General features: G+C 36.2%; 13 protein-coding genes. All 13 read left to right on the top strand.

Annotated features, from left to right (window positions below):
• Nucleotides 1–16 precede the first annotated feature (16 nt).
• The gene (locus EAH81_RS22575) at nt 17–1,489 is read left to right on the top strand and encodes a RagB/SusD family nutrient uptake outer membrane protein (protein ID WP_140511265.1); all 1,473 of its coding nucleotides are present in this window, start codon (nt 17–19) and stop codon (nt 1,487–1,489) included.
• Nucleotides 1,490–1,516: 27 nt separating this feature from the next.
• Nucleotides 1,517–3,085: an arylsulfatase gene (locus EAH81_RS22570; RefSeq protein ID WP_140511264.1), complete on the top strand. Its 1,569-nt coding sequence runs from the start codon at nt 1,517–1,519 to the stop codon at nt 3,083–3,085.
• A gap of 249 nt (nt 3,086–3,334) precedes the next feature.
• Nucleotides 3,335–5,230, top strand: coding sequence for an arylsulfatase (locus tag EAH81_RS22565; protein WP_140511263.1), 1,896 nt, complete (start codon nt 3,335–3,337; stop codon nt 5,228–5,230).
• A 61-nt stretch (nt 5,231–5,291) separates the two neighbouring features.
• The gene (locus EAH81_RS22560; protein WP_140511262.1) at nt 5,292–7,235 is read left to right on the top strand and encodes an arylsulfatase; all 1,944 of its coding nucleotides are present in this window, start codon (nt 5,292–5,294) and stop codon (nt 7,233–7,235) included.
• A gap of 118 nt (nt 7,236–7,353) precedes the next feature.
• Entirely contained in the window at nt 7,354–7,905 is a 552-nt protein-coding gene (locus tag EAH81_RS22555) for a DUF1254 domain-containing protein (RefSeq protein ID WP_140511261.1), read from the top strand.
• A 343-nt stretch (nt 7,906–8,248) separates the two neighbouring features.
• On the top strand, nt 8,249–8,842 hold the full coding sequence (locus EAH81_RS22550; protein ID WP_140511260.1) for a DUF1214 domain-containing protein: 594 nt from the start codon (nt 8,249–8,251) through the stop codon (nt 8,840–8,842).
• 287 nt (nt 8,843–9,129) lie between these two features.
• Nucleotides 9,130–10,191: a sterol desaturase family protein gene (locus EAH81_RS22545; protein ID WP_140511259.1), complete on the top strand. Its 1,062-nt coding sequence runs from the start codon at nt 9,130–9,132 to the stop codon at nt 10,189–10,191.
• 7 nt (nt 10,192–10,198) lie between these two features.
• On the top strand, nt 10,199–12,151 hold the full coding sequence (locus EAH81_RS22540) for an alkyl/aryl-sulfatase (protein ID WP_140511258.1): 1,953 nt from the start codon (nt 10,199–10,201) through the stop codon (nt 12,149–12,151).
• An 11-nt stretch (nt 12,152–12,162) separates the two neighbouring features.
• Nucleotides 12,163–12,879 carry a thioredoxin domain-containing protein gene (locus EAH81_RS22535; RefSeq protein ID WP_140511257.1) on the top strand — a complete coding sequence of 239 codons (717 nt, stop codon included), beginning with the start codon at nt 12,163–12,165 and terminating at the stop codon, nt 12,877–12,879.
• Nucleotides 12,880–13,166: 287 nt separating this feature from the next.
• The gene (locus EAH81_RS22530) at nt 13,167–14,783 is read left to right on the top strand and encodes a sulfatase-like hydrolase/transferase (protein ID WP_140511256.1); all 1,617 of its coding nucleotides are present in this window, start codon (nt 13,167–13,169) and stop codon (nt 14,781–14,783) included.
• 206 nt (nt 14,784–14,989) lie between these two features.
• Nucleotides 14,990–16,252, top strand: coding sequence for a YeiH family protein (locus tag EAH81_RS22525; RefSeq protein WP_140511255.1), 1,263 nt, complete (start codon nt 14,990–14,992; stop codon nt 16,250–16,252).
• A gap of 800 nt (nt 16,253–17,052) precedes the next feature.
• Nucleotides 17,053–18,699 (top strand): arylsulfatase, encoded by a 1,647-nt coding sequence (locus tag EAH81_RS22520; RefSeq protein WP_140511254.1) that lies wholly within the window; start codon nt 17,053–17,055, stop codon nt 18,697–18,699.
• A gap of 29 nt (nt 18,700–18,728) precedes the next feature.
• Nucleotides 18,729–19,553 (top strand): serine O-acetyltransferase EpsC, encoded by an 825-nt coding sequence (epsC, locus tag EAH81_RS22515; protein WP_140511253.1) that lies wholly within the window; start codon nt 18,729–18,731, stop codon nt 19,551–19,553.
• Nucleotides 19,554–19,570 lie beyond the last annotated feature (17 nt).

Raw genomic sequence — 19,570 nt, 5'->3', positions numbered from 1 at the left:
TAAAAAATATACACAGATGAAAAAGATTATCATAACAATACTACTAAGCGCCGGTTTATTTTCGTCGTGCGCAGATTTAGAGGTAACGCCTACCTCTTTTGTAACCGAAGACAAATTCTTCAACACACAAGATGACGCTATTGCGAGTATAAATGCTGCATATGCCTCTTTGAGTTTAGATCCGGGAGAACAAAGTTTATTTGGAAGAAATTTATATTTCCTTACAGATATGGGATCCGATTATGCTGCAGCAGGAGTTTCTGCAACAAATCCTCAGGTACGAGCAATGAGCAGTTTGACCCACGATGCAACAAACGATCGTGTTCAGGTAGCTTGGCGCCAAATTTACGCTGGAATTAACAGAGCAAATGTTTCTATAGACAATATTCCAAAAGTAGTTGGAAACGAAGTTATTAAAACCAGATTAATCAATGAAGCCAAATTCCTTAGAGGTTTATTATACTTTCAGGCAGTTCGTATTTGGGGAGGAGTTCCAATCGTTTTACACGAGCCAACTTCTATTCAATTAGAAAGCCTGAAATCGAGAAGAGAAACTGTTGATGCTGTTTATACACAAATCATTTCAGACTTAAATGCTGCCGAAAACTTACCTGCAACTTATCCTGCAAGTGATGCGGGGCGTGCAACATCAGGAGCTGCAAAAGCGATTTTGACAAAAGTATATTTGACAAGAAAAGATTATCCAAATGCGATCTTAAAAGCCAGAGAAGTTATTAATGGAGGTTATGGATATGCCCTTTTTGAAAATTTTCAGGATATCTTCACTAAATCCAAAAAGAATGGAAAAGAACATATTTTCTCTGTTCAATTTGAACAAAATCAGGCAGGAAACGGATCAAGCGGAAATAATTTTCAAGCAACATCATTCACAGGATTTACAGCAACAGAACCAGCAGATATTATATCTGATGTAGCACAGTTTTATGATATTTATGCGGCAGGAGATGTTCGTAGAGATGTAAGCTATGCAAAGACATTGCCAATTCCGGGAACTGCAAACATTTATACTTTTCCAAAACCGATTTTCAAAAAATACTTGGATTTAACCAATTTAGCAACACCAGGAAACGTAGCGATTAATTTCCCGCTTATTCGCTATGCCGACATTTTATTGTCTTTAGCGGAAGCGATTAACGAACAAGGCGCACCAACTCCGGAAGCTTACGAATTGATTAATCAGATAAGAAGAAGAGCTTTTGCAAAACCAATTAATACGCCAGATCCAACAATAGATTTAGCGGGATTAAATCAGGTAACATTTAGAGCTGCAATTCAGGAAGAACGCAAAAAAGAATTTGTTCAGGAAGGACAACGCTGGTTTGACTTAGTACGCTGGGGAACTCTGGTTACCGAAGTAAAAAAAGTAACTGCTAAAAACTCGGTTTCAGCACGTAATAATCTATATCCAATTCCGCAAAGCGAAAGAAATATCGATCCTGTAGGTTTGCCACAAAACCCGGGCTATTAATAAATAGCTTTCATACGACTAAATAAAATGATTAAAAAACTGCTCATAATTGCCCTATTGGTTGTTGCACAATTTCAGCTATCTGCACAGAAAAGACAACCTAACATCATCGTCATTTTGGCGGATGATCTAGGTTTCTCAGATATTGGTGCTTTTGGCTCAGAAATTAAAACCCCAAACTTAAATAAGCTCGCTAAAAACGGGCTTATTATCAAGCAGTTTTACAATGCCGGACGTTGCTGTCCTTCACGCGCTTCCTTGCTAACGGGTTTATATCCGCATCAGGCAGGTGTTGGTGATATGGTTCAGGACAAGGGATTTCCTGCGTATCAGGGATATTTAAACGAACATTGTATCACTATTGGGCAAGCACTCAAACTGGCAGGATACAATACCATAGTTTCGGGAAAATGGCACGTTGGTTTAGTACCTTCAGCTTGGGCAGTTAATCGAGGGTTTGATGATTCTTTTACTTTACAAAACAATGGAAGCAGTTATTTCAACTCAGATCCTTTGTATAATGATGGTAGAAAAATCACTTTTTTGAAAGGAGATAAAGAAATTATTCGCACGGATACTTCGACTTATCTGACTCAGGAAATTACCAATTTCGCCATTAGTTCTTTAGAAAAACAGCGAAATCAGCAAAAGCCCTTTTTTCTATATGTTGCTTATAATGCTCCACATTGGCCCATTCAGGCGTTGCCCGAAGATATTGTAAAATACAAAGGCAAATATTTGGATGGCTGGGATAAATTGAGAGCAAGCCGTTTTAAGAAATTAAAAGAACTAGGCATCATTGATAAAAACTGGGACTTATCAAATCGTTTTGAAAAAGTACCGGATTGGGAAAAACTAAGTGCCGAAGAAAAAGACAAATGGGATACCCGAATGGCAATTTATGCTGCCATGATTGACCGAATGGATGCCGGAATTGGAGAAATCCTGCAGAAAGTAAAGGCTTTGGGAGAAAAAGATAATACGATCGTTCTTTTTCTTTCGGATAATGGAGGAAGTGCCGATGATGTGAAAAACTGGAATTATGTTACACAAAAAAATGGGACTCCAGGTTCCGTTGCGTCGATTGACAGTTACGAAAGTCCGTGGGGAAATGTGAGCAACACGCCTTTTCAATTATTCAAAAAGAACACTCACGAAGGCGGAATTGCTTCTCCATTTATTGCTTATTATCCAAAGCATATTAAAGCAGGTACACAAAGCAACAGAGTAAGTCATGTAATTGATGTTTTACCAACTCTTTTGGAGTATGCCGGTTTTCACTATCCGGATTCTTTTCAGGGAAAAAAGCTAACTCCTTTAGAAGGTATTAGTTTAAAAAAGGAATTTGAAGGACAACAATCTGATGCACACGAAGCTTTGTTTTGGGAACATGAAGGCAGCAAAGCAATACGAAAAGGCGATTGGAAAGCAGTAGCCGAAAACAATCAGCCTTGGGAATTGTACAATCTCGCTACAGACCGGACAGAAACAAAAAATCTGGCAAAATCAGAACCAAAACTGCTCCAAGCCCTGATTGAATTACATCAGCAATGGTCCGTAAAAGTAGGTGTCGAAGATTGGAATAAAATAAAATAGCATAGTTAAAACAGTGATTACAACCCGTTGGGTATAATTATTTTTAACACATAGAAACATAGATTTTTATGTTTTTGAAAAAAGTAAATCAAAAAGAAACTTGTTTCTCACACATAGCTATGTGTGTTAATGCAAGTGAAACGCCTTTTTAAGTTCAATAATTCTATGTTTCTATGTGTTTAATTTTTTTTATGCATTACATGATTACATAATTCTATTATTAAAGGTAATAACGTAACAATAATACAAATGGAAAAGTTTAAAAATAACATTGCAATCAAAAGTCCGCAAAAAGGGCTTTTGATTACCGCATTGCTTCTTTCACAGTTAGGTTTTGCACAAACAAAACCAGAAGAATTCAAAGGAGTAATTGGCAAAACCTTAGCCGATTCTAAAGAATATTGGCCGGAACCTGTTACACCTCCTAAAGGTGCTCCAAACGTGGTTTGGATTATTCTTGACGATGTAGGATATGGAGCTTCAAGTGCTTTTGGAGGTTTAATTGAAACTCCTGTATTAGAAAGTTTGGCTAATAACGGTTTACGTTATACCAATTTTCACACGACAGCAATTTGCGCCCCTACCCGTTCGGCATTATTGACCGGAAGTAATTCGCATAAAGTGCATGTTGGCGGATTTTCTCACACGATAATGTCGGCAGGATTTCCGGGTTGGGATGGAAGATTACCATCCAAAAACGGAACTGTTGCAGAGATTTTACGCGACAAAGGATACAATACTTTTGGCGTAGGTAAATATGGTGTAACGCCTGATGAAGAAGCTACAGATGCCGGACCTTTTGACCATTGGCCAACCGGAAAAGGATTTGAACATTTCTATGGATTCTTAGGTTCTGCAACAGATCAGTACAAACCTGATTTAATCGAAGATCAAGCGCATATTACGCCTGACGGAAGACATCTTAGCGAACAAATTACAGATAAAGCAATCAGCTATATTCAGAAACAGCAAAAAGCAGCTCCGGGAAAACCGTTCTTTTTATACTATTCTCCGGCAGCCGTTCACGCACCTCATCAAGTTGCTCAAAAATGGAGCGATCCATACAAAGGCAAATTTGATGATGGCTGGGATGCTTATCGCGAAAAAACATTGGCAAATCAAAAGAAGTTAGGAGTTGTTCCCGATAATGCTGTTTTACCCGAACGTAATTCACTTATCGCAGATTGGAAAAAACTAACGCCGGATCAAAAGAAAGTATATTCAAAATTCATGGAAGTATATGCCGGATATCTAACCTATACTGATTATGAAATTGGAAGATTGGTTAATTATTTAAAAGAAAGTAATCAATTAGAAAATACAGTTGTTTTTGTCTTAATTGGTGATAACGGAGCAAGTAAAGAAGGTACACTTCAAGGTACCGTTGACAGACTAACTTATGTAAATGGTGATTCAGAAGAAAAAGTTTTCCAAAATAACTTAAACCGAATTGGTGAAATTGGAACTCCTCAAACCTATGGCAATTATCCGTTAGGTTGGGCGCAGGCAACAAACACACCATTTAAATATTGGAAACAAGATGCCAATTCAGAAGGAGGAACACATAATCCGTTAATTGTTTATTATCCAAAAGGAATCAAAACTCCCGGAATCAGAACACAATACAGTCACGTAATTGATATTTTGCCAACAACACTTGATATTTTAGGAGTAAAAGCGCCTGAATCTATCAGAGAAGTTAAACAAGATACGATTCAGGGATATTCGTTTTACAATTCTTTGAATGATGCAAAAGCAATATCAGCGCATAAAATTCAGCACTATTACATTTTTGGATCAAGGGCTATTTACAATGATGGTTGGAAAGCAGCAGCAGCGCATCATCCAAATTCAATTGAAGTAAAAGAAGCTTTGAATGCCAAAACAAATCTTCCGCCAAGTGATTTTGACAAAGATGTTTGGGAATTGTACAACATCAATGAAGACTTCAACGAAAGAAAAGATCTGGCCAAAAAATATCCTGAAAAAGTAGCCGAACTAAAAAAACTCTTTGATCAGCAAGCCAAGAAAAACAACCTATATCCTTTAATAGACTGGCAAGATGTTTACTTAAGAAAAATACACAAAACACCATCTACCGAAGGAAAATCTGCTCAGGAATTATTAACCAAAGCAAACAAGTAAAAAAATTTACCTTAAAACTCTATTAAATCCATAGACAAACAACTATTAAAAAAAAGAAATAATGAAAAAAATTACAATTAACTCAAAAATCAAAAGCCCTAATAAAGGGCTTTTGATTACTGCATTGCTAGTGGCACAACTTGGTTTTGCACAAGAAAAGCAAGAAGAATTTAAAGGTGTAATTGGTAAAACTTTAGCCGATTCTAAAGAATATTGGCCAGAACCTGTAAAAGCTCCCGCTGGCGCACCAAACGTTGTTTGGATTCTTTTGGATGATGTAGGATTTGGAGCCTCAAGCGCTTTTGGAGGTTTAATTCAAACACCAACATTTGACGAATTAGCTAATAATGGTTTGCGTTATACCAACTTTCATACAACCGCTATTTGTGCGCCAACACGTGCTGCACTTTTAACCGGAAGAAATTCAGGAAGAGTTCACGTAAGCGGATTTTCACACACTATTTTATCAGCAGGTTTCCCGGGTTGGGATGGAAAAATCCCATCTGACAAAGGAACAATCGCAGAGATTTTACGTGATAACGGTTACAACACTTTTGCAGTTGGTAAATATGGCGTTACGCCAGACGAAGATGCTACAGATGCAGGACCGTTTGACAGATGGCCAACCGGAAAAGGTTTCGATCATTTCTATGGTTTCTTAGGATCTCAAACGGATCAGTACAATCCTGACTTAGTAGAAGATCAGGTTCATGTTACGCCAGACGGACGTCATTTGAACGAGCTAATTACAGATAAAGCAATTAGTTACATTCAAAAACAACAAAAAGCCGCACCTGGAAAACCATTCTTTTTATACTATGCGCCAGGAGCTGCTCACGCACCGCATCAGGTAGCTACAAAATGGAGCGATCCGTATAGAGGGAAATTTGACAAAGGCTGGGATGCTTATCGCGAAGAAGTTATTGCAAACCAAAAGAAATTAGGTGTAATTCCTGCAAATGCTGTTTTACCGGAACGTAATCCGTTAATTGCAGACTGGAAAAAATTAACTTCGGATCAAAAGAAAGTATATGCAAGATTCATGGAAGTTTACGCAGGATATCTTAGTTATACAGATCATGAAATTGGAAGAGTGGTAAATTATCTAAAAGAAACAAACCAACTTGAGAACACCGTAATTTTTGTTGCAATTGGAGACAATGGAGCCAGTAAAGAAGGAACTACCGAAGGAACAATCAACCAAAGTTTATTTTCTCAAGGAACTTCTGACGATGAAAACCTAAAGAAAAACTTAGCGAATATTGACGAAATTGGTACGGCAAAAGGTTTGAATACCAATTATCCGTTAGGATGGGCACAAGCTACAAATGTACCTTTCAAAAACTGGAAACAAGATGCACAATCTGAAGGAGGAACACACAATCCGTTGATTGTTTTTTATCCAAAAGGTATCAAAGAAAAAGGCGGAATCAGAAACCAATACAGTCATGTAACCGATTTACTGCCTACAACTTTGGATATTGCAGGAATTAAAGCGCCGGAATATATCAAAAATATTAAACAGGATATTATTCAGGGTTCGTCTTTATATGCTTCGCTAAATGACGCTAAAGCGGAATCTTTACACAAAGTACAATACTTCTATATTTTTGGAAACAGAGCAATCTACAAAGATGGCTGGAAAGCCGGAGCAGCACATTTACCGGATTCCTTTGCCTTAAAAAATACTTTGGGTAAAAACGAAAAACCTACCGTAAGTAATTTTGATGCCGATGTTTGGGAATTATATAACCTAAACGAAGATTTCAACGAGCGTAACAATCTGGCTAAAAAATACCCTGAAAAATTAGCCGAACTTCAAAAACTGTTTGATGAACAAGCCAAAGAAAATAACCTTTATCCACTAATTGACTGGCAAGATGTGTACAACAGAAGAATTCATAATTCTGGTGCAGACAAAGGAAAAACGCTTCAGGATTTAGTAAAACAAGTAACTAAAGGCGGCAATACAGAAACCACGGGAAAAACCGGAAGTTCTAACTAATATAGATTTCAACATACCTACAAGGTTTTGGAAACCTTGCAGGATAACCTTCAAAATAAAACTATTCAGAGCTGTTAAACATTCGATATAACGGCTCTGATATTAAATCAAGTAAATTATGGCAGCAGTAAAACCACTTATCAAAAAAGGCATTTTTGCCTTGGTTCTTGTAGTAATTGCAGTAAGCTTTTATTACTTAACCATTTGGGTAACTCCTTATTATGTGCAAAATAAATTTGCCGAAAAAAGTCTGGGTTACGTCAACACTCCCCGATTTGGAGATCAGCCCAATGCTGAAAACAGCCGTGTAATTCCGTTACCAAATCCTGACTTTTTGTATTCTACAATCAATTATGATTTGAAAGATCAGGTATTGAAAATTTCAGGAATTGTTCCGGATTCGACTTATTGGTCAATTTCAGCATATCAGGAAAACACCACCAATTATTTTGTTCAGAATGAAGAACAGGTAAAAACAAAATTCGAATATTATTTGGCACCAGAAGGAAGCACTGCAGAAGTATTGAAAAATATTCCGAAAGAGAAAATCATTTATAGTCCAACTACAAAAGGATTGATTCTGTTTCGTTATTTAGTTTCAAAAGCATATCCGGTAGCAAAATTGGCTGAATTGCAGCATGGTGTTACGGTAGAGAAATTGGCGAAGTAAGCATAATCTTTGTCATTTCGACCAGAGGGAGACCCGAGCGAAAGCGAACAGACGAAGTAAATCACACTCGTAACTCCGCAAGCAATGTCGACAATCTTTGACGAGCTTCTAATGTGATTTCTCCCTCCGGTCGAAATGACAAAAATACGCATACCAGCTTTGTCAAAGAGCACACAAGTAACTCGACAAAGATTGTCCTAGCCCCGATAGAAGTGGAAATCCTTTTGTGGCGGGGTTCGCCACAAAAGATTGGAATGGATTGCTTCGCCAGTTCGCACTTTCAGGCTCGGGTGCGGGATTAGCTCCTAAAAAAACACAACATTCAATTTAAATAAAAATAAAAATGGCTTTAAATCAAAAAATCAAGAAGATAGGTCTTGGAGTGGCGTTGATCATTCTGGCTATCGTATTAGGAAGTGCCGTTGGGGTTTACAATATTAAATCCGGCAAAAGCAATTCGCAGCGCGCTATTGGCAATTGGCAAACGATTGACAAAGATAAAGATCTTAGTACCGCAGATTTGTTGACAATCGCACAAGTTGCCGTTTATGGACCTTATGCTTTAACAAAAAAAGAAGTGATCTACGTAAGCACAAGTACGGATAGCGAAGGAAATGCATTAGATCCTAAAGCTGATTATATTATTAGCGGAAAAAAACTGGATGCTAAATATTGGAGCATTACAGCTTATGATGAAAATGGTTTTTTAATTAAAAATCCAATCAACAAATACAGCTATAATCTGGAAAATGTAAAGTATGAAGCTGATAGTACATCTTATAAAATCAACCTTTCGGGAACGGATAAAAAAGAAAATTGGCTGCCAATCAACGATATTAAAAAAGCGACCTTAATTATTCGTTTGTATTTACCGTCTGATGAGCTTAGAAACAATTTGACAGTTGAAACACTTCCAACAATTCAGAAGGTAAAATAAGATTATAACAAATTTTGTTGAAAAAGATTAAATAAAACTCTACTATATCCATAGAATTAGAAGTTTTATTTTTTATTTTTACATTTTATTAGCTTAAATATAACTATCCGAACAAGTTAAAAGAAATTAAAAAACACAACAACACACATAAAATAGAAATTATGAAACGAGTAGACTATGAAATTATAGGAAAAAAAATCATCGTGGGAACGATCGTTTTTTTAGTTCCGCTAGTCATATTGGCGGGAGGTTTAGCATTAATTAGTAAATTTTTAAAATAAGAAATCATGGCAATAGTTCAAAAAGAAAAACTAACAAGAGATTTAAGCATCAGCTTATTAATATACAGCTTGCCTGTATTGGCAATTTTCCTTTATTTTAAACTAACAAATGGTGTTGTAGCAGAATCGCACATCTCATTACCATCATTTTTAGAATTTTCCAAACCCGCATTCGAACATATCCGTACCTGGGGATTAACCGTTTTCATGTTAGTCTTAGGAATAATAGAATTTGGAGCAGGATTATACGACGATCAATGGACGGGTCAGGAACGCAAAGTAGACATCATTTGTTTCCTTGCGCCAAAATTGCTTTTACCGCCCGTGATTGCTTTTTTCAGCTTAACAGCTTTGCCTTATTTGATCCCGAATTTGGCTAATACACTTTCATGGGTTCCGTTTTGGGGAGGATTTTTCCTGATCGCAATTGCCGATGATTTAACGCAATACTGGTACCACCGTTTGCACCATCAGGTTCCGTTTTTATGGAGATTTCACAGAACACACCACTCCGCTCCATATATGGGAATGGCGATGGCTTCGAGACAAAACTTTATTTATACGGTTTTCTTTTCTCAAATTTACTTAACAGCAACATTAACGTATTTAGGTTTAGGATTACCGGCTTTATTTGTTTTAGTAATCAAAAGCATTATCACATTAGGAGCACATTCAAGTCTTGCATGGGATAAACCATTTTATAAATACAAAGTTTTACATCCTGTTGCATGGGTTTTAGAACGTTTAATTTCTACTCCGGCAACGCATCATGCACATCATGCAGATACAAGCGGTGATGGTGTTGGACATTTCAAAGGCAACTTCGGAAACATGTTTTTTCTTTGGGATGTTATCTTCGGAACAGGTTTAATCACACGTAAATTCCCGGAATCATACGGCACAAAATCATACAAACAAGAAGAATGGTACGCACAATTTTTATGGCCAATATTCAAATCTAAAAAAGAAGGAAGTCCTCTTGCCGAAGGTGTATTATCATTACCAATAAAAGCCAAATCAGAAAATATTGCTCCGAGTCCAGTTTATTACGAACAGGCTCAATCTTAAAAATACGATGAAAAATAACAAAATAAGTGCTTTACTAATAGGTTTCACCATTGCAGCAAATGCACAGGCGCCTAAACAAGCATCAACTTTTACCCAAAAGTCAAATGAGGCAGTATATTCAAAGTTAAACTTTGATGATACTGCCGATTTTACTGATGCAAAACGTGGTTTTATCGCCACTTTGCCAGACGGAAAAATTCTTTCTAAAGCCGGAAATGTTGCCGTAAATCTTACTGATTTCGATTTCATTAAAGGAAAAGCTCCAGCAACGGTAAATCCAGCTTTATGGCGTCAGGCGCAATTAAATAACATCAACGGATTGTTTAAAATCACCAATGGCGTTTATCAGGTTCGCTCTTTTGATGCGGCTAATATTTCGTTTATCGAAACCAAAAATGGCTACGTTGTCATTGATGCTTTAACCATTGAAGAAGCCTCGGCGAAAGCCTATGAATTTGTAAAAAAATACGTTGCCGATAAACCAATTCTTGCCGTAATTGTAACCCACAGTCATGGCGATCATTATGGTGGATTGCAAGGTTTAGTTTCTGCCGAAGACATTAAATCAGGTAAAGTAAAATTCATTACGCCAAAAGGTTTTTATGAAGAAGCTGTAAGCGAAAACGTGCTTTTAGGAAACGTAATGCGACGAAGAGCCGGTTATCAATTTGGTTTAAGTTTAGAAAGAAGCGCAACTGGGCAAGTTGATGTTGGATTAGGAAAACCGTTTTTAGGCGGAGGAAGTTCTTCGCTTTTACAGCCTAATTTTGAAATCGAAAAAACAGGGCAAACGATTAATATTGACGGATTGGATTTAGTTTTTCAGCTTACGCCGAATTCTGAAGCTCCAGCTGAATTAACGGTCTTTGCTCCTGCTCAAAAAGTTTTCTTTTCTGCTGAAATTGCCAGTCATACCTATCATAATGTTCTAACGCCTCGCGGTGCAAAAACAAGAGATGCAAAAGCCTGGGCAGGATATCTGGACGAAGCAATTGATTTGTTTGGCGATAAAACCGAGTTTGTTGTTCCGTCACACACTTGGCCGGTTTATGGTCATGATAAAGGAATTACTTTCTTAGAAAAACAAAGAGATTTATACAAATACGTGCACGATCAAACCGTTCATTTAGCCAATAAAGGTTTAAATAAAGAGGAGATTGCCGAAGAAATAAAACTTCCAGCCGAATTAGGCAAAGAATGGTACAATCGTGATTTTTACGGAACTGTAAAACACAATGCCAAGGCAACCTATCAATTCTATTTGGGCTGGTGGGACGGAAATCCCGCTGAATACGACAAACTTCCACAAGTTGAAGCCGCTAAAAAATATGTAGAATGGTTTGGTGGTGAAGAAACTGCCTTAAAAAAAGCAAATGAAAGCTATCAAAAAGGAGAATATCGTTGGGTTGCCGAAGTTTTGAAACACGTAATTTTTGCAAATCCTGATAATACCGCCGCTAAAAATTTACAAGCCGATGCTTTTGAACAAATTGCCTATCAAAGCGAATCCGGAATCTGGAGAGATTTATATTTATCCGGTGCAAAAGAACTTCGCGAAGGTACAATTGTTCCTAAAAATCCTGTAAATCGCGCAGCGGGATTCTTATCTACTTTAACTCCTGAAGCTATTTTCGATTATTTGTCTGTTACCGTTGACGGAAATAAAGCTGCCGGAAAAGAGGTTAAATTACGTTTCATTTTCCCTGAATTGAACAAAAATATTCTGGTTTATCTTAAAAACGGAGTTTTACACCAAAGTCAAACCCATCCAAATGATAAAGCCGAATTTACCCTGACAATTCCAAAAGCCAAGTTTGTAGAACTATTGACCAAACCAGAAACGGCAAGAGATATTTTGACTTCTGAAGGTGTTAGTTTTGTCGGAGATCCGTTTAGATTCAAAGAATTGGCAAGCGTTTTTGAGCCTGCAAATCCATATTGGAATATTGTAACCCCATAAATTAAAAAATCATGAAAAATAAAATATTAAATAACCGTTTCGCAATTGTCTTTTTACTTTTTACAATTGTAAGTTTTTCACAAGAAAAAAGTTCAAATACAGTATCTTTAGAGGTGTTTTATACAAAAATTCAAAGCGAAAAAAATCCGCAGATAATTGATGCCAGAGGTCCTGAAGAATTTGCTTTGAATCATATAAATGGTGCTCAAAACTTTAATTTAGAATCAAAAGATTATGACAAACGCATTGCCGCTTTAGATAAGTCAAAACCCGTATTTACCTATTCTATTGGCGCAGGAAGAAGTGTTTGGCTGGCAGATGATTTATTAAAAAAAGGCTTTAAAGAAGCGTATAGTTTAGAAGGCGGAATCGCCAACTGGATTGGAAACGGAAAACCTTTTTATGCCAATTCAAAAAGCAAACTAACATTAGCCGAGTACAAAAAAATAATTGCCGAAAATAATGATGTTTTAGTAGATATTGGTTCAATCTATTGTGGTGCCTGCAAAAAAGTAAAACCAGTTTTAGAAACCATCAAAGCGCAATACGGAAGCAATCTGAAAATTGTAGAAATTGATTTGGAAGACAGCCCGCAAGTAATCGCTGACCTAAAAACAGTAAAAGTTTTCCCAACTTTAATTTTATACAAAGACGGAAAAATTGTTTTCAAAAAAGACGGTTTAGGCGATTTGAAAAATGATGTTGATGTGGCGTTGGCTTCGAAATAAAATTCATTGTTAGATTTTTTTTCACGCAGATTTTGCAGATTTTTATTTTAATCTGTGCTTTGCAATCACAATCATTGTCATTTCTGACGAAGGAGAAATCACACATCTAGCTCGACAAAGATTGTCGAAATTCTTTGCGTCCCGAAGCTTCGGGATAGTGTGATTTCTCCTTCGTCGAAATGACAAAATTATCATAACAACCTATTATGCAAATCTTTATAAAAGTTTTTAACTTTGACAAAGATTGTCGTTAAACACATCATTTCCAAAAAACCAAAAACCAAACCATGGCATTATCCAAAGCAAAAAAGATTATTCTTCCAATAGTTGCTATTGTTTTTCTATTGGCTGTATTTCTATTCTTTCCCATCAATACAGATGGAACATTAATAAAACCAAACGCAAAACTACTCGAAGGAAAAAAAGAATTCTTATCCGAAAAAGTCCCAACAGATTCTTCATTCAAAAAACCAAATATCATTATTCTTCTTGCTGATGATTTAGGAAAATATGATATTTCGCTTTATGGAGGAAAATCGACACCAACACCGCAAATAGATTCTCTCGCGGCTTCAGGCGTAACTTTTGCTGACGCTTATGTTTCTGCTTCCATTTGTTCGCCTTCAAGAGCCGGTTTGATTACAGGTCGTTATCAGGAACGTTTTGGACATGAATTTCAACCCGGAGATCGATATCCAAAAAATAACCTGGAATATTATGGTTTCAAGTATTTAATTAATACCAATAATTGGAGATTAAATCCAAAAATAAATTACCCAAATGAAGCGTCTATAGCCACACAAGGTTTGCCACAATCTGAAATTACGTTTGCAGATCTTGCCAAAAGAGAAGGCTATGCAACAGCAATTATCGGGAAATGGCATCTGGGTCACAACAAAGGTTTTTTTCCTTTAGACCGCGGTTTCGATTATCATTACGGATTTTATCAGGCATTTTCTCTTTACACACCCGAAGATGACAATCCGGATATTATCAACCATCATCACAAAGATTTTACAGATAAAACGATTTGGGGAAATGGCCGTGTCGGAATTGGACAAATTCGTCGCGATACCACCATCATTCATAACAAAGCTTATCTAACGGAAACATTTGCTGATGAAGCAGAAGCTTTTATTGATAAAAATAAAACGAAACCATTTTTGCTTTACGTTCCGTTTAATGCACCACATACGCCATTTCAGGTTCGTAGGAAATATTACGATCGTTTCCCGAATGTGAAAGACGAAAACAAACGAGTGTATTTTGCGATGATCAGCGCTTTGGACGATGCGATTGGAAGAATCAGGGCTAAAGTAAAAAAAGAAGGTCTGGAAGATAATACACTTATCTTTTTCGCCAGTGATAATGGTGGCGCCGATTATACTTTTGCTACAACAAATGCACCTTTAAAAGGCGGGAAATTTTCACATTTTGAAGGCGGAATCAATGTCCCGTTTGCATTGTCATGGAAAGGAAAAATCAAACCACATACTATTTATAAAACTCCGGTAAGTACTTTGGATATTTTTAGCACCGTTGCCGCTGTGATACATTCAGATTTGCCAAAAGACAGGGTTTATGATGGTGTAGATCTTGTAAGCACCGTTAATGAAAATAAAGAAGCGCACAAAACTTTGTACTGGCGTTCCGGTGATGCAAAAGCCATTCGAAGTGGTGATTGGAAATTAATCATCAGCGGAAAAACGCACGAAGAATGGCTTTATAACTTAGCAAATGACAAATCGGAAACAACTGATCTTGCTCAAAAAAATCCGGGAAAAGTAAAGGAATTACACGTTGCTTTACAAAACTGGGAAAAAGGTTTAGTAAAACCTTTATGGCCAAATCTAACGCATTACGAATTTGATTTTGGCAAACAAAAATATTTTGTCGATTTGTAATAATAAACATTTAGATATCCTAACAGATTTTTAAAACCTGTTAGGTATTTAGTTTTAAGGTCAGCTATACACTATTCGGCTAAAGCCAATGTCAATCATAATAATTACTCCAGTTAAAACTGGAGGCTATTCAAAAAAAATTAAAAAACCAACAAATCAATACCTAACAGGTTTTAGAAACCTGTTAGGATAACAAAATAATAAAAATGTCAACCTCAACAAAACAAATTACCATCCACGAAGATTGGACAGTCGTAATTCTTGGATTTTTAATCATCGGGATTTCTCTCTTTATTTTTCTTCCTGAAGTTCCAATATTCAAATGGTCAAACGGAACAGATTTACTAAAAGATGTATTTGATTTCGGAAATTTAAAAATCATTTTGTTACAATTTATATATCTCATTTCTATTGGGACAATTGGCGCTTTTTTAATCGGAAAATCGGTTAAAAATTTTCTATTAGGGTTTCCTATAGTTTATATATTGACCATTCTTGCATTGACAATTGCAGGAAATACAACGATAAAAGGACTAAATCTCGAAGCTGTTATTTTCAGTTTGATAATTGGTTTGGCAATCGGTAATTTTTTCAAGCTTCCGGAATGGTTTCGTACGGCACTTTCTACAGAAGTATTTGTCAAAATCGGATTGGTTTTATTGGGAACTAGTGTTATTTTTTCAGATATTCTAAAAGCAGGTGCTTTAGGATTATTTCAGGCTTTGGTGGTGGTATTATCTGTATGGTATTTTGCTTTTTGGTTGTGTAAAAAACTAAAAGTCGATGACGAATTAACAATGATGATTTCGAGTGCGGTTTCTATTTGTGGCGTTTCTGCCGCAATTGCAACGTCTGGCGCGATCAAAGGTGATTCTAAAAAACTATCTTATGTAATTTCAATGGTTTTGGTAACTGCAATTCCAATGATGATTTTCATGCCGATTATTGCCAAATATTTCAACTTTCCCGAAGAAGTTACCGGAGCATGGTTAGGCGGAAGTATTGATACATCCGGTGCCGTTGTCGCTTCTGGTTCTTTGGTTGGCGAAACTGCTTTGAAAATTAGTACCATTGTAAAATTCTCTCAAAATGTATTATTAGGAATCGCTGCTTTTGCGATTTCTGTCTATTGGACTTACACGCATAATAATTCGGCGGAAGCCAAAGCATCAAAACCAACTTTAGGTGTAATCTGGGAACGTTTTCCTAAGTTCGTTATTGGTTTTATCGTCGCTTCATTAGTGTTTTCTTTCCTGATTACTCCTGAAGTTCGGGATGAAGTAAAAGACAGTTTGAAGAATCTTCAGGGAATTTGGTTTGCATTGGCTTTTACGAGTATTGGTCTGGAAACTAACTTTAAGGATTTATTGAGTAATAATAGCAAAAAGCCGTTGTATGCTTTTTTATTGGCACAATTTTTCAATGTTATTATTACTTTGATTATTGCCTTTTTGTTATTTGGAAAATAAGTTTTTTCACCATGTAAGTGATATAAATTCATTATGGCCATAGATTAAAAAGATTCAGATGATTTTAATTAATCGCGCAAAGGCGCAGAGGCGCAAAGTTTAGACGCAATATTGTCATTTCGACGGAGGAGAAATCACATTCGTAAATCGACAAAGATTGACGATTCTGCATGTGGAACTTCTAGTGTGATTTCTCCTCTGTCGAAATGACACAACTTTGTCGCAAAGCCGTAAAAAAAATAAAACTTTGCGCCTCTGCGTCTTTGCGAGATTGTTTTTTAAACACACTTTATTAATCCTTTTAACCACAATAAACATTCAAAAGCAAGTAAGAAATGTATTTAATATTGCATTCTTTATTTGCTTTTTTTAATTTTCAAAAACCCACAACAAAACACTAACAATCAGAACATTATACCAACACAAACACAATCCTCTCCTACTCTTCAAAAAAATAATTACATATTTATTTGGATATCTTTAATTTAAATTTAACTTTGTCTATAGAATTAGTAGAGTTTAATATTATATTTAAATCAAATAGACTAAATTTTGAAAACAACAGAAAGCATATCGTATTACATTCTTCCTAAAAAGTACACTTATAACACCTTTTGTTATATGTCTATCTGTTGCTAATTCTGTCTCTTACAATTTCGTTTCAATCTTTTTTTTATTTGAAAATAGAACCAAAAAACGAATCTTTCTTAAAATTCCTCAAGTTTCTTATTACCTATTATAAAACGCTGTTTGTTACAAACTTGTATCAAAAGAGTTGCTGAACTATATCTAAAAACAAAATGAAAAAAGCATTTATCACCCTTAATTTCTTAATCGCATTTGGCTTTTTTAGTCAAGCCCAAACCAACACATCAAAACCCAATATTATTTTAATTCTGGTTGATGATATGGGCTATTCTGATTTAGGAAATTATGGTTCTGAAATTAAAACGCCTAATTTGGATAAACTCGCCAATGAAGGTTTACGATTGCGCGAATTTTACAATAACTCGATTTGTGCCCCAACAAGAGGATCGTTGTTAACGGGACAATATCAACACAAAGCGGGAATGGGATTTTTTGATGTCAATTTGGGATTACCAGCTTACCAAGGATATTTAAACAAAGAGTCTTTAACTTTAGGCGAAGTTTTCCGTTCTGGGGGTTACAGCACTTTACTTTCAGGAAAATGGCACGTAGGTTCTGAAGATCAATCGCAATGGCCAAATCAAAGAGGTTTTGATAAATTTTACGGAATTTTGAAAGGCGCATCCAATTACTTTGATACGAAATCTCTGCCTTTCGGAAAAACACCTTATCCGGTAAAATTGATTCGGAATAATGAAGAATTACATCCAAAAGATGATTCTTATTATTTTACAGATGAAATTGGGAATAATGCTGTCACTTTCTTAGACGAACAAAACAAGGAAAACAAACCTTTCTTTTTGTATTTGGCTTTTACAGCGCCACATTGGCCTTTGCAGGCAAAACCTGTTGACATTGCAAAATATAGAGGGAAATTTGATGAAGGCTGGGATATTCTAAGAGAAAAAAGAATTGAAAAACTTAGAGCAAACGGCATTTTACCTGCTGATCAAACCGTTGCGCCAAGAGATCCCGAAGTCCCGGAATGGAATAAATTAACCTATGATGAGAAACAATTCTGGAAAGCCAAAATGGAAGTTTATGCCGCAATGGTCGATAATATGGACCAGAATGTGGGGAAAGTTTTGGATAAACTAAAAGCGTTGAAAAAGGATAAAAACACACTGATTATTTTCATTTCAGATAATGGCGCTCAAGGTGGTTTTAATACTTATAATCCGTTAGGACGTGGTTTGGTTCGAAATGACGGACCAGTTGGAACCTCGGGATCGTTTGATTATCAAGAACAAAACTGGGCATATTTATCGAATACACCATTGCAGCAATATAAAAATAATATGCATGAAGGCGGATTCAGTTCTCCATTTATTGCGTGGTTTCCATCAAAAATAAAAGCAGGCCGAATCGATAAGGGAACCGGACATATTATTGACCTCGCTCCTACTTTCTACGAATTGGCAGGAATTGAATATCCCAAGGAATATAATGGTGTGACGACAAACCCTTTGGTTGGAAGCAGTTTGTTGCCTGTTTTATTTAATAATGTTTCGCAGGTCGATCGAGGCACACCATTATTCTGGGAAAGAGCCGGAAACAGAGCCGTGAGAGATGGAAAATGGAAATTAGTTTCGACTTATCCTTCGTATGAATGGGAACTTTATAACATCGAAACTGACAGAGGTGAAACCACAAATGTAGCACAACAAAATCCCGGAATTGTAAACAAACTTTCGGCTTCTTATTTTGACTGGGCAGATAAAACCGGAGTTGTAGAATACAGTAAATTCAAACTAAAACCGGAAGTAATGCCTGGCGGGGCACTTTTAAAAAGACAATAAGCAAATTTCTAATCCTAAAATAATCGACTATGAATTCATTTTATCAGGAAATAGCAAGACAGCATCAACAATTATTAATTCTTCCGGAGAAGAAATTAATTCATAAATTTATTGATGAATTATTCGCCATATTATTTTCAAACACTTCAAAATCTTTTGGCTGTCTGACTACTATCGAAAACAAGATTGATGAATTAGAAAAGCAATTCGATGAACTGGTTTTAGATTTTGCTCCAAAAAACGAAAACAGCAAACAACAAACCAAAACGTTTTTTGAAGCTATTCCATATTTACATAAAAAAGCACTAAACGACGCTCATACCATTTTTGCCAAAGATCCTGCCGCAAAGACTTTAGAAGAAGTTTTGTATTCCTATCCCGGGTTTTTTGCCATTTCGGTTTATCGTTTTTCGCATCAGTTATGGGAGCAGGATTTGAAACTTCTTGCCAGAACCATTTCAGAATATGCGCACATCAAAACGAGTATAGAAATTCATCCGGGAGCACAAATAGGAAACGATTTTGCCATCGATCACGGAACAGGAATCGTAATTGGTGAAACAGCTATTATCGGAAATAATGTTCAAATATACCAAGGCGTTACGCTTGGCGCTTTGAGTGTAAAAAAGGAAGAAGCTTTTATAAAAAGACATCCAACAATTGAGGATAATGTTATTATTTATGCCAATAGCACTATTCTGGGAGGGCAAACAACTGTTGGGCACGATTCGATTATTGGCGGGAATGTCTGGCTCACGTATACCATTCCTTCAAACTCGGTTGTTTATCATAAAAATGAAATGAAGATCAAGGATAATAATCCTTTTCCGGAACCTATTTTTTATTCGATATAAAGAATACCAAAACCAAA

The organism is Flavobacterium pectinovorum (genome assembly GCF_006438875.1).
Taxonomy (GTDB): domain Bacteria; phylum Bacteroidota; class Bacteroidia; order Flavobacteriales; family Flavobacteriaceae; genus Flavobacterium; species Flavobacterium pectinovorum_A.
The sequence above is the reverse complement of the archived record's forward strand: the minus strand, read 5'-3'. Positions and strand labels throughout refer to the sequence as shown.